Here is a 14,136-nt window from a genome sequence, read left to right as displayed (position 1 = left end):
TAACCGGGCGCTTCCCCCCGGACGTCTGAACAGAAGTCAGCCGGTATAGAGCGCTCTCGACCGCCCCGGCCCCCTCCTGTCGGAAAAGTGACCACTTTTGTTGTGCTCACGGAGCCTTCGCTCACTCTTCGGGTTGTACGGGTTCGGCAGTACGCGCTCGCCCGATTCGCCCCGGAGCCGGGCTCCCGGCCGCACGTGCGCCCGCCGGCGGTCCCGGAGGCCTTCCTCCTCGCCTCGTTCCCGCCGACCGAGTCATTCGCCGGTATCGAACGGCGTAGCGCCGCGAAGTCCTGCGGCCGCGCGGAATCGCGGTCGTTAAGGTGCGGTTCCACGAGAGACGGGAGCCAGGCCTTGCAGGAAGCAGCACAGATCTCGCCGGAGATCCTGGAATCGATTTCGACTCCCGAGCGGATCGGGACCCGGCTGGGGTCCCTCGATTTCCCGCTCGGCATTCCCACCGAGGAGACGGCGGACCGTCTGTACGACCACCTGGACCACGTGCGGGCGGTCACCGGCTTCCTCGACGCCTATTCCGGCGTCAGTCTGTGGGCGGCCCGCAAGGGATTCCTGGAGGCGGGAATCCAGGACCACGACGTCCTGCTCTTCTCGGAATTCATGGATTCCAAGACGGTCGTACTGACGGGGAACGCGGACACCGTCTACTTCATGAGCTTCCTCGACCTGACCGAGGGCCCGGTGGTCGTGGAAATGCCGGCCCTCTCCCTCTGTTTCCTCAACGACATGTGGTTCCGCTGGGTCGCGGACCCCGGCATGGCCGGTCCGGACCGCGGGGCCGGCGGCAGGTACCTCTTCGTGCCGCCCGGTCACGAGGGCCCTCTTCCCGAGGGCGGGTTCTTCACGCTCCGGACCCGCACCACGCGGCTCATCCTGGGTGGTCGCGCCTTCCTGGAGGGGGACGACCCGAAGCCGGCGGTCGAACGCATCAAGCAGGGACTGCGCATCCAGCGCTACGTCCCCGGGTTCTACGGGACCAGCATCGGGGAGATCGTCACCGGTGGCACGGCGCCGCCGCTGCCGTGGACCGCCGAGACCTGGACCGCCGCGCTCCGGAAAGCCGATCCGCCGCGCTTCGTCGAGGGCAGCGGGCTCCCCGTGAACACGGTCCCGCCCGCGGACGCGACGTATTTCGACCTCGCGAGCGAGCTGGTGCACGACCAGCCGGCCGAGGCGCTCGATCCCGAGATCGCCGGTGCCCTGGCCGCGGTGGGGATCGTCAAGGGCAAGCCCTTCGAGCCGGACCGGCGGATGCGGGAGATCCTCACCGAGGCGGCCGCGGTGGGGAACGCCACGGCCCGTACGCTCACCACCCGCCCGCGCCCGTCCGAGGGGGCGCACTACTACGGCACCTCCTCCCGGTGGCTCAACGGCCTGGTCGTGTCCGGCCACGAGTTCCTGGCCCCGCCCCCGAAAGTCACCGACCGGGGCGTCGAGCCCTGCCCGAACGACGGCGCCCGGAAACTCAACCTGCGGTCCTGGTGGTGGTACCTGGGTGTGGGGATCAGTCCGGCGTTCACCGCGCCGCTGGCCGGCATCGGCTCGCAGTACGTCTTCGCGTTCGCCGACCGGCAGGACCAGGCGCTCGACGGCGGCAGGCGCTACCGCCTGGTCCTCCCGCCGGACATTCCCGCCGCCCGGTTCTGGTCGTGCACCGTGTACGACAACCAGACCCGCTCGATGCTCGACACCCCGCAGCGCTTCCCCCGGGCCGGCAGCCAGGACTACCCGACCCCGGCGGCGGTCGCCGACGCCGACGGCACGACCACCGTGCACTTCGGGCCCGACCGGCCCGACGGGGTGCCGGAGGGCAACTGGATCCGGACCACGCCGGGCCGGGGATGGTTCGCCGTCCTGCGGTTCTACAACCCCCTGCCGCCCTTCTTCGACAAGAGCTGGCAGCCGGGCGAGATCGAGCCGGTGACGTGAGCGCGCCCGGGAACGCGGTGCTCCGGCGGCCGGCGGCTCCGGTCCGGGGACACGGCCGCCGCCGTGGGCACGCGGGGCGGCCATGAGCGGCGGACCGCTGGAGAGCTGGAACGACGGACCCGCGCGGCGGGCGGTCGTCGGGTTCGTGACGTCGGCGGCGGCCGAGGGGACGCCGGACTTCGTTCCGCCGGCGGACCGGGTCGCCGTGTTCGACAACGACGGGACCCTGTGGGTCGAGAAGCCCGAGCCGGTGCAGTCGGCCTTCGTCCTGGACAAGCTGGCCGCGCGGCTCGCGGCGGATCCGTCGCTGGCCCGCGAGCAGCCCTACCGGGCGATCGCCGACCGGGACGAGGCGTTCTTCCGCGCGCTGGACGCGCAGGAGCCCGGCGCCGTCACGGCGATGCTGGAGGCCGTCGGCTCGGCGTGGGAGGGCACCCCCTTCGGGGAGTACGAGGCGGATGCCGCCCGGTACCTGGCGTCCTGGCGCCACGAGCGCTTCGGCCTGCCGTACTCGGGTCTCGTCTACCGGCCGATGCTGGAGCTGTTCGACTACCTGCGGGCGCACGGCTGGCGGCTGTTCGTCTGCTCCGGTGGCGGGCGCGACTTCATGCGGGTGTTCTGCGAGGAGACCTGGGGCCTGCCGCGGGAGAACGTGATCGGCTCGGCGCCGGAGTTCGCCTACCGCGACGGCGTGCTGGTCCGCCGGGCGGTCCTGCACGGTCCCGTCGCGCTCGGCCCCGGAAAGCCCGAGTACGTCCTCGCCCGCACCGGCCGGCTGCCGGGCTTCGCGGCCGGCAACGACGACGTGGACGTCGAGATGCTCGGTTCCGCGCGGTTCGCCCTGCTCGTCGTGCACGACGACGACGTGCGCGAATACGCCTACGCGGACAACGCGACGAAGGCGCTCGCCGCCGCCGGGGAGGCCGGCTGGACGACGGTGAGCGTGAAGGACGACTGGAAGACCGTCTTCTAGGGACGACCTGTTCACAGAGACGAACCGTTCACAAACACCCCGTTCAGGAGGAACACGGTGCCTCGGATCAGCGACGGCCCCAGCCCGGGCACGGACGCGAAGACCCTCGCCTCGATCAGCTGTCCGGACCGGGTCGACACGGTCTTCGGCACGCTCGGCTTCTTCGACGGCCTGCCCCTGCCCGACACGGTCACCCGCAGCTACGACGCCCTGGACCTGGTGCGCGGGATCGAGGCCTTCCTCAACTGCGTGCCCGGCGGCTCGATGGTGGCGATGCGGCGCGGCCTGCGCAGCGTCGGCGTCGACTCCCGCACGATCGGCTACACGGCTCCGCGATGCACCTCGGCCCCGGTGCTGCTCACGGGCAACACGGAGACCACCTACGGGATGACCTTCCTGGCGCTCGACGAGGACGGTCCCACCGTGGTCGAAGCGCCGGGGAACTCGCTGTGCGTCGTCGACGACATGTGGCAGCGCTACGTCACCGACATGGGCATCGCCGGGCCCGACAAGGGAGAAGGCGGCAAGTACCTCTTCCTTCCTCCGGGCCACGAAGGTGACGTTCCCGACGGCTACTTCGTCGTCCGGCCGGCGACGTTCGGCTCCTGGGTGGTGCTCCGCGCGCTGGGCGGCACGGAGAGCCTGCTCACGGCACGGATCTACCCGCTCTCGGCCGCTGCGGACCGGCCCGAGCAGCGCTTCGTCAACTGGGCGGAATCGGACTTCAACACGATCCACGCCAATGACTTCTCCTTCTTCGAGGAGATCGACACCCTCGTCCAGGCGGAGCCGCCCGAGTCGCTCGATCCCGAGCGCGCCGGTCAGCTCGCCGCGATCGGCATCGTGCGCGGCAAGCCCTTCCGGCCGGACGAGCGCATGCGCTCGATCCTCGACAGCGCCGCCAGGATCGCCTCGGGCATCGTACGGACACTGGCCTTCAAGCCACGTGACCCGGGCTTCTCCTACTACCCCGGCAGCTCGTGGAAGACCCCGTTCCCCACCCGCAGTTACGAGTTCCTGTCGGCGGAGGGCGCCCGCCTGCTGGACTCCCGGGCGGTGTTCTACTACTTCGCGACCGTCTCCTCGCCGGCGATGGTGACGGCGCCCGTCGGCACCGGATCGCAGTACGCCTACACGGCGGAGGACTCCACGGGCGAGTGGCTCGACGGCGGACGGCACTACACACTCACCCTGCCGAGCGGCATCCCGGCGAAGAACTTCTGGTCCGTCGCCGCCTACGACCCCCAGACCCGGTCGCTGCTGCGCACGGACCACCCCTACCCGAGCGTCAACAGCCAGTCGGAAGGCGTCCGGCCCGAGAGCAACGGCGACACGGTCGTCCACTTCGGCCCCACCCCGCCGGACGGCGAGGAGGCGAACTGGGTCCGGACCGTGCCCGGCAAGGGATTCTTCGTGACGCTGCGGCTCTACGGCCCGCTCGAGAGCTGGTTCGACAAGAGCTGGCGGCCGGGTGAGATCGAACCGGCGTGAGGCGGGCGGCCACGGGCGGTCCGCCCGCCCGGGCACGCATCCGACCTGGCTGTTCTCGTCCCTGCGGGGCTACCGGTCGCAGTGGCTGCGGCGTGACGCCCTGGCCGGGCTGACGGTGTGGGCGATCCTCGTGCCCGAGGCGCTCGCCTACGCCGCCATCGCCGGCGTCCCGCCCGTGACCGGTCTGTACGCCGCGCCGGCGGCGCTCGTCCTCTACGCGGCCTTCGGCAGCTCCCGGCACCTGGTCGTCGGTCCGATGGCGGCGACCGCGGCGCTGTCGGCGGCGGTCGTCGGGGAGCTGGCCCCCGGCGGAGGCGCGCGCTTCACGGCCATGACGGCGGCGCTCGCGCTGTCGGTGGGCGGCCTGGCGCTCCTCGCCGGCCTCCTGCGCCTCGGGTTCGTCGCCGGCTTCGTCTCCGAGCCGGTGCTGAAGGGGTTCATCGTCGGCCTGGCACTGACGATCATCGTGGGTCAGCTGCCGAAGCTGCTCGGGATCGAAGGCGGCTCGGGAGACTTCTTCGAGCGGCTCTGGACCCTGATCGGAGGGCTCGGCTCGACCAGCGTCCTCACCGCGGTGGTCGGCTTCGCCGCCCTCGCCCTGGTCGTCGTCCTGAAGAAGGTCGCTCCGGTGGTGCCCGGCTCGCTGATCGCGGTGGCGCTGGGAATCGCCGCGGTCGCGGTCTTCGGCCTGGACGACCACGGGGTCGCCGTCGTCGGCGACGTGGAGACCGGTCTGCCGTCGTTCGGCTTCCCCGACGTCTCCCTCCGCGATCTCGGGGACCTCGCGTCCGGGAGCGTCGGCGTGATGCTCGTGGCCTTCGCCGAGGGCCTCGGGGCCGCGAAGACCTACGCCTCGCGCGACCACTACGAGATCGACGCCGACCGCGAGCTGATCGGGCTCGGTGCCGCCGGACTGGGCGCGGGCCTGTCCAGCGGCATGGTCGTCAACGGCAGTCTCTCGAAGACCGCCGTCAACCGGTCCGCCGGTGCGTGCACCCAGCTCTCCGGGCTGTTCGTGGCCGCCCTGGCGGTGATCACGCTGCTCTTCCTCACCGGACTCTTCGAGGAGCTTCCCGAGCCGGTGCTGGCCGCGGTGGTGATCGCGGCGCTCGTCGAGCTGGTCGACATCGACTACCTGATGTCCCTCTACCGGGTGCACGCCGGCACGCCGGGGCAGGTGTACGGCGTGGCGTCGCGCCCCGACTTCACCGCCGCGGTCGCGGCGATGGCCGGGGTGATGGTCTTCGACACGCTGCCCGGTCTGTTCATCGGCATCGGCGTGTCCCTGCTGCTGCTCCTCTACCGCTCCTCGCGCCCGCACATCAGCGAACTCGGCCTGCTCCCCGGCGACCGCTACTTCGCCTCGCTCGACAGACACCCCGAGAGCCGCAGGATCCCGGGCGTGGTCGTGCTCCGCGTGGAGTCCGGGATCTACTTCGCCAACACCGACCGGATCCGGTCCAGGGCGCGGGAAGCCGCCGCGCGGGAAGGGACCCGGGCGGTGGTCATCGACGCCGAGACGGTTCCGTTCATCGACGTCAGCGGCGTGCGCATGCTCGACGAACTCACGGACGACCTCGGGGACCTCGGTGTCCGCCTGCTGCTCGCCCGCGACGTGGGCCAGGTGCGGGACGTCCTGCGCGCGGCCGAGGCCGCGCCCGGGCTGCGGCGCGTGTATCCGACCGTCCGCGCCGCGGTGGAGTCGGCGGAGGCCGGCCCGGGGCGGGAGCCCCGGTGAGCGACGGCGTACGGGGGCGCGTGCCGGCACGGCCTCCCTGCACGGCCTCCCAACCGGCGGGAGCACTCCCGCGGTGCGGGCCCAGGGAGGCCCCCGACGGTGCGGACCCCGCTCACTCCCCGGGCGGTACGGGTTTGCCGGTGTGCCCGCCCGGCCCGCCCCCGGCGACGGACTCCCCGGCCATGCGCTCGGAGACCATGCCCACGATGCGCCGGCCGCCGAAGCCGGTGGCGAGCAGGCCGAGGCCGTCGAAGAGCAGGGCGAGGGAGATGAAGCAGCCGATGACGTACTGGCTGCTGCTCGGCCAGTCGATCAGCACCAGGATGCCCAGCAGCAGGTCGAAGGCGCCCAGCAGGAGCGTCCAGCCGAACTGCGGGCCCCGTACGACCATGCTGCCGACCAGCCGGAAGAGGCCGCCGGTGAGGAACAGCAGGGCGGCGAACATGGTGAGCGCGGCGGCGGCCTCCTCGGGCCTGCGGATGATCACGACGCCGGCGGCGATGTTCAGGGCGGCCACGATCACGCCGAGCCAGAAGAAACTGGTGCCCCGGGCCTGGATCGCGTGCAGCAGGCCGACGACACCGCCGATCAGGAGCAGCCAGCCGAACAGCAGCATCGAGGTCAGGGTGGCGACACCGGTGTAGACGAGCCCGACGAGCCCGGCCACCACCAGGACCACCCCGAGCACGGCGAGCCGGCTGAACCCCCTGCGGAGCCTGGCCGTCTCGCCCCCGGGCCGGATGGACGTGTCCATGAGCGCCTCCTCGCGTCGTTTCCCCCTTTGATCCCCCCTCATCCTCTTTCCCTCGCTTTCCCCTCGCTTTCCCCTCGCTTTCCCCTCGACTTCTCCCTCGATGCCGCCGTGCTCACCCCACCGGGCCGCATCGGGTGCGCGGCCGCACGGTTAGCATCCGGGCCATGGAGCCCGAACTGCTGCACGGTGTCACGGACGCCGTCGCCACCGTCGTCCTGCACCACCCGGCCAAGCGCAACGCCATGACGACCGCGATGTGGCAGGCGCTGCCCCCGCTGCTGGCGAAGCTGGCCGCCGATCCCGCGGTGGGGGTGCTGGTGCTGACCGGCGCGGGCGGCACGTTCTGCGCGGGGGCCGACATCTCCACACTCCAGGGCTCGCCGGACGAGGCCCAGGCGCTGGCCGTGCGGGCCGAGGAGGCCCTCGCCGCCTTCCCCAAGCCGACGCTGGCCGCGGTGAAGGGGCACTGCGTGGGCGGGGGCGCGCAGCTGGCGGCCGCCTGCGACCTGCGGTTCGCCGAGGAGGGCGCGCTGTTCGGGGTGACGCCGGCCAGGCTCGGGATCGTCTACCCCTCCTCCGCCACCCGGCGGCTGGTGGCTCTGGTGGGGCCGGCCGCCGCCAAGTACCTGCTGTTCTCCGGCGAGTTGATCGACACGGAGCGGGCGCTGCGCACGGGCCTGGTGGACGAGGTGCTGCCGTTCGGCGAACTCGACGACAGGGTCGGGGAGTTCGCCCGCACGCTGGTGTCCCGCTCGCGGCTGACGCAGGCCGCGGCGAAGGAGTTCGCCGACGGCCGCACCGACCGCGACGCCCACTGGGCGGCGCAGGCGCGCGGCAGCGGCGACACCGCGGAGGGGGTCGCCGCCTTCCTGGAGCGCAGGGAGCCCCGCTTCACCTGGACTACGTCAGGATGAACCGGCTCCTGGCGCGGAACTCCTCGACGAGGTGCGCCGGCGCCGTGTGCGGTGATCCGGCGTCGTAGGGCGGCCGCGGGTCGTACTCGGTGAGCAGCTGGACGGCCTGGGCGTGTTCGTCGCCCGCGATCCGGCCGAGCAGGGTGAGGCCCATGTCGATGCCCGAGGAGACACCGGCCGCGGTGACGTACTTGCCGTCGGTGACGACCCGCTCCCCGGTGGGCTCGGCGCCATAGCGCGACAGCTGTTCCAGGGCGAGCCAGTGCGAGGTGGCCCGACGGCCGTCGAGGAGTCCGGCGGCGGCCAGGAGCAGGGAACCGGTGCACACCGAGGTCGTCCAGGTGCTGGTGGCGTCGGCGGCGCGCAGCCAGTCCAGCAGCAGGGGGTTGTCCATCTGCGGGGTCTGGCCGGGGCCGCCGGGCACGACCACGATGTCGGGGCGCGGCACCTCGGCGAGGGTCCGGTCGGCGACGAGGGCGAGGTTGCCGGTCTCGTTGCGCACGGGACCGGTCCGCTCGGCGACGAAGACGGTCCGCGCGTCGGGAAGGCGGCCGAGGGTCTCGTAGGGGCCGACGGCGTCCAGGGCGGTGAAGCGGTCGAAGAGGACGATGGCGATCTGCATGCGCTGCCTTCCGGAAGGAGCCGGTGACGAGTCGGTGGACGTTCAGGGGGCGGGGACGGGCGCGGGGACCGGGGCGGGGGCGGGAACAGGGGCGGGGGCGGCGGGGCGGAACCGGCGGCGGTACTCGGCCGGGGAGACGGCGAGGGCCTTGACGAAGGCCCGGCGCATGGCCTCGGGGGTGCCGTAGCCGCTGGCCCGGGAGACCTCCTCGACGCCCTCTCCGGTGTCCTCCAGCAGGCGGCGGGCGTGTTCGAGGCGGACCCGGTCGACGTAGCGGCCCGGGGTCGTGCCGGTCTCCGCGCGGAAGGCGCGGGCGAAGTGGCGGGGCGACAGCGAGGCGCGGGCGGCGAGGGACTCGACGGCCAGGTCGGCGTCCGGATGCTCGGTGATCCACTGCTGCACCTCGCGCAACGGCTCGCGGCGGGCGGTCTGCGCGGCGAGCTGGGCGCTGAACTGGGCCTGGTTGCCGGGCCTGCGCAGGAAGACGACCAGGTGGCGGGCGACGTCGAGCGCCACGTCCCGGCCGAGGTCCTCCTCGACCAGGGCGAGGGCGAGGTCGATGCCCGCGGTGACGCCGGCCGAGGTGGAGACCCGGCCGTCGCGCACGTAGACCGGGTCCGGGTCGACCTCGATCGCCGGGTGGTTCCGGGCCAGGGTGTCGCAGTACGCCCAGTGGGTGGTGGCGCGGCGGCCGTCCAGCAGGCCCGCGCGGGCGAGCAGGATCGCGCCGGTGCAGACGGAGACCAGCCGCGCGGCGCGCGGGCCGTGCGCGCGCAGCCAGTCGACGAGGCGCGGGTCGGGCCCACGGGTGCCCTGGCCGCCCGGCACGAGGAGCGTGTGCGGTTCGGGCGCGTCGGCGAGGGCCGTGTCGGGCACCAGGGTCAGGCCGCTGGAGGTGCGCACGGCACCGCCGTCGAGGGACGCGGTCCGGACGCGGTAGGTGCCCGGGGCGTGCCGGTCGGCCCCCGCGAAGACCTCCACGGGGCCGGTGACGTCAAGGCTCTGGACGTCGTCGAAGAGGACGACGAGGACGGTTCGCTGGGCCATGGGATCGATTCTTCGCGGGCCGCGCGACGGCCGCAACGACGGGTTCCCCACCTTTCCTGCCATGCGGCGGCCGGCCGTCCCCGCGGACCGCCGGGCGGGCGGGCACCGGCGAAAAGGGACGAATGCCCTGGCCGCGGGAACGGCGGCATCGGGCAGGCATGATCGGCCGCGGCCGAGGTAGACGGAGGTTCCGGCCGCGACGGCCGGGAGACGACAGGGTCCGGCCGTCGCGGCCGGAGACGAAAGGAGACCTCCGTGTTCCGTGCGATCGCAGACGTGCTGCGGCAGATAGGTGGAGCCGTCGCCACGGTGGTGACGCTGCCCTTCCGGGCCGTGGCCCGGCTGTTCGGCGGGGCCTCCTCGAGCACCCGGCACGGCAGGGCCTGAGGCCCGCCCGGAGCGCCCTGATCCCCGGGTGTCGGCACCGCCTGCCACAATTGCCGCGCAACCTCAGTGGAGAAGGCGGTACGGGATCGTGACGACACCCGGGTCCATCGAAGTAGGGTCCATCGAAGGCAGGATCGCCGGGGAACTCGGCGTACGGGAGCGGCAGGTGAGGTCCGCCGTGGAGCTGCTCGACGGCGGCTCCACGGTGCCCTTCATCGCCCGCTACCGCAAGGAAGCGACCGAGATGCTCGACGACGCGCAGCTGCGCGCCATCGAGGAGCGGCTGCGCTACCTGCGGGAGCTGGAGGACCGCCGGACGGCGATCCTGGAGTCCGTGCGCGAGCAGGGCAGACTCGACGACGAGCTGGAGGCGCGGATCCGGAGCGCCGAGACCAAGGCGCGGCTCGAGGACATCTACCTGCCGTTCAAGCCGAAGCGGCGGACGAAGGCGCAGATCGCCCGGGAGGCCGGCCTGGCGCCGCTCGCCGACGGGCTGCTCGGCGACCCGTCCGTGGAGCCGCTCGCCGCGGCGGCCGCCTTCGTCGACGCCGGCAAGGGCGTCGCCGACCCGCAGGCCGCCCTGGACGGGGCGCGGGCGATCCTCACCGAGCGGTTCTCGGAGGACGCCGACCTGATCGGCGAGCTGCGCGAGCGCATGTGGGTGCGGGGTCGGCTCGCCGCGAAGGTGCGGGAGGGCAAGGAGGAGACGGGGTCGAAGTTCGCCGACTACTTCGACTTCGCCGAGCCGTTCACCGAGCTGCCCTCGCACCGCGTCCTGGCGATGCTGCGCGGGGAGAAGGAGGAGGTCCTGGACCTCGTCCTGGAGCCCGAGGAGCCCACGGACGGCCCGTCGTCGTACGAGGGGATCGTGGCGCACCGGTTCGGCATCGCCGACCGGGGGCGGCCGGGCGACAAGTGGCTGAAGGACACGGTCCGCTGGGCCTGGCGCACCCGCCTGCTGGTGCACCTCGGCATCGACCTGCGGCTCAGGCTGCGCACGGCCGCCGAGGACGAGGCGGTGAACGTCTTCGCGGCGAACCTGCGCGACCTGCTGCTCGCCGCCCCGGCGGGCACGCGCGCGACGCTCGGCCTGGACCCCGGCTTCCGCACCGGCGTGAAGGTGGCCGTCGTCGACGCGACCGGCAAGGTGGTGGCCACCGACATCGTCCACCCGCACGTCCCGGCCAACCGGTGGGACGAGGCGATCGCCAGGCTCGCGCGGCTGGCGAAGGAGCACGCGGTCGAGCTGGTCGCGATCGGCAACGGCACCGCGTCCCGCGAGACCGACAGGCTCGCCGGTGAACTCATCGTCAGGCACCCGGAGCTGAAGCTCACCAAGGTGATGGTGTCCGAGGCCGGGGCCTCCGTGTACTCGGCGTCCGCGTTCGCCTCGCAGGAACTGCCCGACATGGACGTCTCGCTGCGCGGCGCGGTCTCGATCGCGCGCCGCCTCCAGGACCCGCTGGCCGAGCTGGTGAAGATCGACCCCAAGTCGATCGGCGTCGGGCAGTACCAGCACGACCTGTCCGAGGTGAAGCTGTCGCGTTCGCTGGACGCGGTGGTGGAGGACTGTGTGAACGGCGTCGGCGTCGACGTGAACACCGCCTCGGCCCCGCTGCTCGCCCGCGTCTCCGGCATCACCTCCGGCCTCGCCGAGAACATCGTGGCGCACCGGGACGCCAACGGGCCGTTCACGTCCCGGCAGGCGCTGAAGAAGGTGTCCCGGCTCGGTCCGAAGGCGTACGAGCAGTGTGCGGGCTTCCTGCGGATCCGCGGCGGCGACGACCCGCTGGACGCCTCCAGCGTGCACCCCGAGGCCTATCCGGTGGTGCGGCGGATGGTGAAGGCCTCCGGTGAGGAGGTGGCCTCGCTGGTGGGCAACACCGCGGTGCTGCGTTCGCTGCGGCCGGCCGACTTCGTGGACGAGACGTTCGGTCTGCCGACCGTGACCGACATCCTCAGGGAGCTGGAGAAGCCGGGGCGCGACCCGCGGCCCGCGTTCAGGACGGCCTCGTTCAAGGAGGGCGTGGAGAAGATCTCCGACCTGGAGTCCGGGATGGTCCTGGAGGGCGTGGTCACGAACGTGGCGGCCTTCGGGGCGTTCATCGACATCGGCGTCCACCAGGACGGGCTGGCGCACGTCTCCGCGTTGTCCCGGACGTTCGTCAAGGACCCGCGGGACGTGGTCAAGCCCGGCGACATCGTCAGGGTGAAGGTCCTGGACGTCGACATCCCGCGCAAGCGGATCTCGCTGACGCTCCGGCTGGACGACGAGGCGGCCCCGAAGGGCGATCCGTCGGGCGAGGGCCGGCCGCAGCGCGGCGGTCGTCCGCCGCAGCAGCGCCGGCAGGGCGGGCAGCAGCAGCGGCAGGGCGGGCAGCGCGGCGGGGGCGGCCGGGCCGACGGCTCGCGTCAGGCGCCGCCGCCGGCCAACAGCGCGATGGCGGACGCCCTGCGGCGGGCGGGCCTGACCGACGGCCCGAAGGGCAGGCGGTAGGACGCGTGCGTCGGGCCCGGTTCCCCGCGGAGTGCGGGGAACCGGGCCCGGCGGGCGAGCTGTCCCGGCGTACCCGTCGTGGCGGGTCTAGCGTTCCGTCACCTTGCCGTCGGCGACCTCCAGGCGCCGGGTGACGTGGACCGCGTCCAGCATGCGGCGGTCGTGGGTCACCAGCAGGAGAGTGCCCTGGTAGGCGTCGAGGGCCGACTCCAGTTGCTCGATGGCCGGCAGGTCGAGGTGGTTGGTGGGCTCGTCGAGGACGAGGAGGTTCACCCCCCGGCCCTGGAGGAGCGCGAGAGCCGCGCGGGTGCGTTCCCCCGGTGACAGGGTGGCCGCCGGGCGCAGCACGTGCTCCGCCTTCAGCCCGAACTTGGCCAGCAGGGTGCGTACTTCGGCCGGTTCGGTGTCGGGGACGGCCGCGCCGAACGCGTCCAGCAGCGCCTCGGGTCCGTGGAACAGCTTGCGGGCCTGGTCGACCTCGCCCACCAGGACGCCCGAGCCGAGGGCGGCGTGTCCGGCGTCCAGCGGGACCCGGCCGAGGAGCGCGCCCAGCAGGGTCGACTTGCCCGCGCCGTTGGCTCCGGTCACCGCGACCCGGTCGGCCCAGTCGACCTGGAGGGTCACCGGGCCGAAGGCGAAGTCGCCGCGCCGCACCTCGGCGTCGCGCAGGGTCGCCACGACGGCGCCGGAGCGCGGGGCGGACGCGATCTCCATGCGCAGCTCCCACTCCTTGCGGGGCTCCTCGACCACCTCCAGGCGTTCGATCATGCGCTGGGTCTGGCGGGCCTTCGCGGCCTGCTTCTCGCTGGCCTCGCTGCGGAACTTGCGGCCGATCTTGTCGTTGTCGTTGGACGCCTTGCGGCGCGCGTTCTTGACGCCCTTGTCCATCCAGGAGCGCTGGGTCTGCGCGCGGTCCTGGAGGGCGGCCTTCTTGTCGGCGAACTCCTCGTAGTCCTCGCGGGCGTGCCGGCGGTCCACCTCCCGCTCCTCCAGGTAGGCCTCGTAGCCGCCGCCGTAGAGCCTGATCCGCTGCTGGGCGAGGTCGAGTTCGAGGACCTTGGTGACGGTGCGGGTGAGGAACTCGCGGTCGTGGCTGACGACGACGGTGCCGGCGCGCAGGCCGGTCACGAAGCGTTCGAGGCGCTCCAGGCCGTCCAGGTCGAGGTCGTTGGTGGGCTCGTCGAGGAGGAAGACGTCGTAGCGGGACAGGAGCAGGGAGGCCAGGCCCGCGCGGGCCGCCTGGCCGCCGGACAGGGAGGTCATCGGCTGGTCCAGGTCGACGCCGAGGCCCAGGGAGTCGGCGACCTCCCCGGCGCGCTCGTCGAGGTCGGCGCCGCCGAGGTCGAGCCAGCGCTCCAGGCTGGTCGCGTACGCGTCGTCGGAGCCGGGCGCCCCCTCGACGAGGGCCTGGGTGGCCTCGTCCATGGTCCGCTGGGCCTCGGCGACGCCGGTGCGGCGGGCCAGGAACTCCCGCACGCTCTCGCCGGGGCGGCGCTCGGGCTCCTGGGGCAGGTGGCCGACGGTCGCGGTCGGCGGGGACAGGCGCAGCTCGCCCTGCTCGGGTGCGGTGAGCCCGGCGAGGAGCGTCAGCAGGGTGGACTTGCCCGCGCCGTTGGCTCCGACCAGCCCGATCACGTCACCGGGGGCGACGACGAGGTCGAGCCCGGAGAAGAGGGAGCGGTCGGCGTGGCCGGCGGCGAGGTTCTTGGCGACGAGGGTGGCAGTCATCAGACGCCAGATCCTAGTCGGCGGCCGGCGCCGGGTGCGCA

The 14,136-nt window shown here is 72.9% G+C and carries 11 protein-coding genes; 7 read left to right on the top strand and 4 right to left on the bottom strand.

All coding sequences use genetic code 11. The features are described from left to right. Window positions 1-351 precede the first annotated feature (351 nt). The 4 genes from ACF09K_RS25110 (at window position 352) to ACF09K_RS25095 (ending at window position 6,146) form a co-directional block, all read left to right on the top strand. Entirely contained in the window at window positions 352-1,944 is a 1,593-nt protein-coding gene (locus ACF09K_RS25110) for a DUF1254 domain-containing protein (protein ID WP_392246890.1), read from the top strand. Between the two features lie 82 nt (window positions 1,945-2,026). Beyond that, window positions 2,027-2,917 carry an HAD family hydrolase gene (locus ACF09K_RS25105; protein WP_392246888.1) on the top strand — a complete coding sequence of 297 codons (891 nt, stop codon included), beginning with the start codon at window positions 2,027-2,029 and terminating at the stop codon, window positions 2,915-2,917. 57 nt (window positions 2,918-2,974) lie between these two features. Further along, window positions 2,975-4,408 (top strand): DUF1254 domain-containing protein, encoded by a 1,434-nt coding sequence (locus ACF09K_RS25100; RefSeq protein ID WP_392246886.1) that lies wholly within the window; start codon window positions 2,975-2,977, stop codon window positions 4,406-4,408. Beyond that, window positions 4,389-6,146, top strand: coding sequence for a SulP family inorganic anion transporter (locus ACF09K_RS25095; RefSeq protein WP_392246884.1), 1,758 nt, complete (start codon window positions 4,389-4,391; stop codon window positions 6,144-6,146). The genes ACF09K_RS25100 and ACF09K_RS25095 overlap by 20 nt, the downstream gene beginning before the upstream one ends. 112 nt (window positions 6,147-6,258) lie before the next feature. Here the strand turns inward: ACF09K_RS25095 and ACF09K_RS25090 are convergent, their stop codons facing one another. Further along, window positions 6,259-6,900 (bottom strand): HdeD family acid-resistance protein, encoded by a 642-nt coding sequence (locus tag ACF09K_RS25090; RefSeq protein ID WP_392246882.1) that lies wholly within the window; start codon window positions 6,898-6,900, stop codon window positions 6,259-6,261. 164 nt (window positions 6,901-7,064) lie between these two features. Between ACF09K_RS25090 and ACF09K_RS25085 the strand changes: the two genes are divergently transcribed. Then, window positions 7,065-7,814 carry an enoyl-CoA hydratase/isomerase family protein gene (locus ACF09K_RS25085; protein WP_392246880.1) on the top strand — a complete coding sequence of 250 codons (750 nt, stop codon included), beginning with the start codon at window positions 7,065-7,067 and terminating at the stop codon, window positions 7,812-7,814. Here ACF09K_RS25085 and ACF09K_RS25080 read toward each other — a convergent pair. Continuing rightward, window positions 7,801-8,436 (bottom strand): DJ-1/PfpI family protein, encoded by a 636-nt coding sequence (locus ACF09K_RS25080; protein WP_392246877.1) that lies wholly within the window; start codon window positions 8,434-8,436, stop codon window positions 7,801-7,803. The two genes, ACF09K_RS25085 and ACF09K_RS25080, sit on opposite strands and share 14 nt — an antisense overlap. A gap of 42 nt (window positions 8,437-8,478) precedes the next feature. Beyond that, window positions 8,479-9,483, bottom strand: a complete 1,005-nt coding sequence (locus ACF09K_RS25075; protein ID WP_392246875.1) for a GlxA family transcriptional regulator — start codon at window positions 9,481-9,483, stop codon at window positions 8,479-8,481. 255 nt (window positions 9,484-9,738) lie between these two features. Here ACF09K_RS25075 and ACF09K_RS25070 point away from each other — a divergent pair, with 255 nt between their 5' ends. Both ACF09K_RS25070 and ACF09K_RS25065 read left to right on the top strand, forming a co-directional pair. Further along, the gene (locus ACF09K_RS25070; RefSeq protein ID WP_392246874.1) at window positions 9,739-9,870 is read left to right on the top strand and encodes an LPFR motif small protein; all 132 of its coding nucleotides are present in this window, start codon (window positions 9,739-9,741) and stop codon (window positions 9,868-9,870) included. A gap of 88 nt (window positions 9,871-9,958) precedes the next feature. After that, window positions 9,959-12,367, top strand: coding sequence for a Tex family protein (locus ACF09K_RS25065; protein WP_392246872.1), 2,409 nt, complete (start codon window positions 9,959-9,961; stop codon window positions 12,365-12,367). A gap of 87 nt (window positions 12,368-12,454) precedes the next feature. Here the strand turns inward: ACF09K_RS25065 and ACF09K_RS25060 are convergent, their stop codons facing one another. After that, on the bottom strand, window positions 12,455-14,095 hold the full coding sequence (locus ACF09K_RS25060) for an ABC-F family ATP-binding cassette domain-containing protein (protein WP_392246871.1): 1,641 nt from the start codon (window positions 14,093-14,095) through the stop codon (window positions 12,455-12,457). Window positions 14,096-14,136: the final 41 nt, after the last annotated feature.

This window comes from Streptomyces sp. NPDC014882 (genome assembly GCF_043081325.1).
GTDB lineage: Bacteria > Actinomycetota > Actinomycetes > Streptomycetales > Streptomycetaceae > Streptomyces.
Note: the sequence above shows the minus strand (reverse complement) of the source record. Positions and strands in the feature narration are given on the sequence as shown.

Excerpts from the sequence above, each read along its gene's own strand:
- ACF09K_RS25105 (WP_392246888.1), top strand. The coding sequence starts at position 2,027 with ATGAGCGGCGGACCGCTGGAGAGCTGGAACGACGGACCCGCGCGGCGG.
- ACF09K_RS25080 (WP_392246877.1), bottom strand. The coding sequence starts at position 8,436 with ATGCAGATCGCCATCGTCCTCTTCGACCGCTTCACCGCCCTGGACGCC.
- ACF09K_RS25060 (WP_392246871.1), bottom strand. The coding sequence starts at position 14,095 with ATGACTGCCACCCTCGTCGCCAAGAACCTCGCCGCCGGCCACGCCGAC.
- ACF09K_RS25085 (WP_392246880.1), top strand. The coding sequence starts at position 7,065 with ATGGAGCCCGAACTGCTGCACGGTGTCACGGACGCCGTCGCCACCGTC.
- ACF09K_RS25075 (WP_392246875.1), bottom strand. The coding sequence starts at position 9,483 with ATGGCCCAGCGAACCGTCCTCGTCGTCCTCTTCGACGACGTCCAGAGC.
- ACF09K_RS25090 (WP_392246882.1), bottom strand. The coding sequence starts at position 6,900 with ATGGACACGTCCATCCGGCCCGGGGGCGAGACGGCCAGGCTCCGCAGG.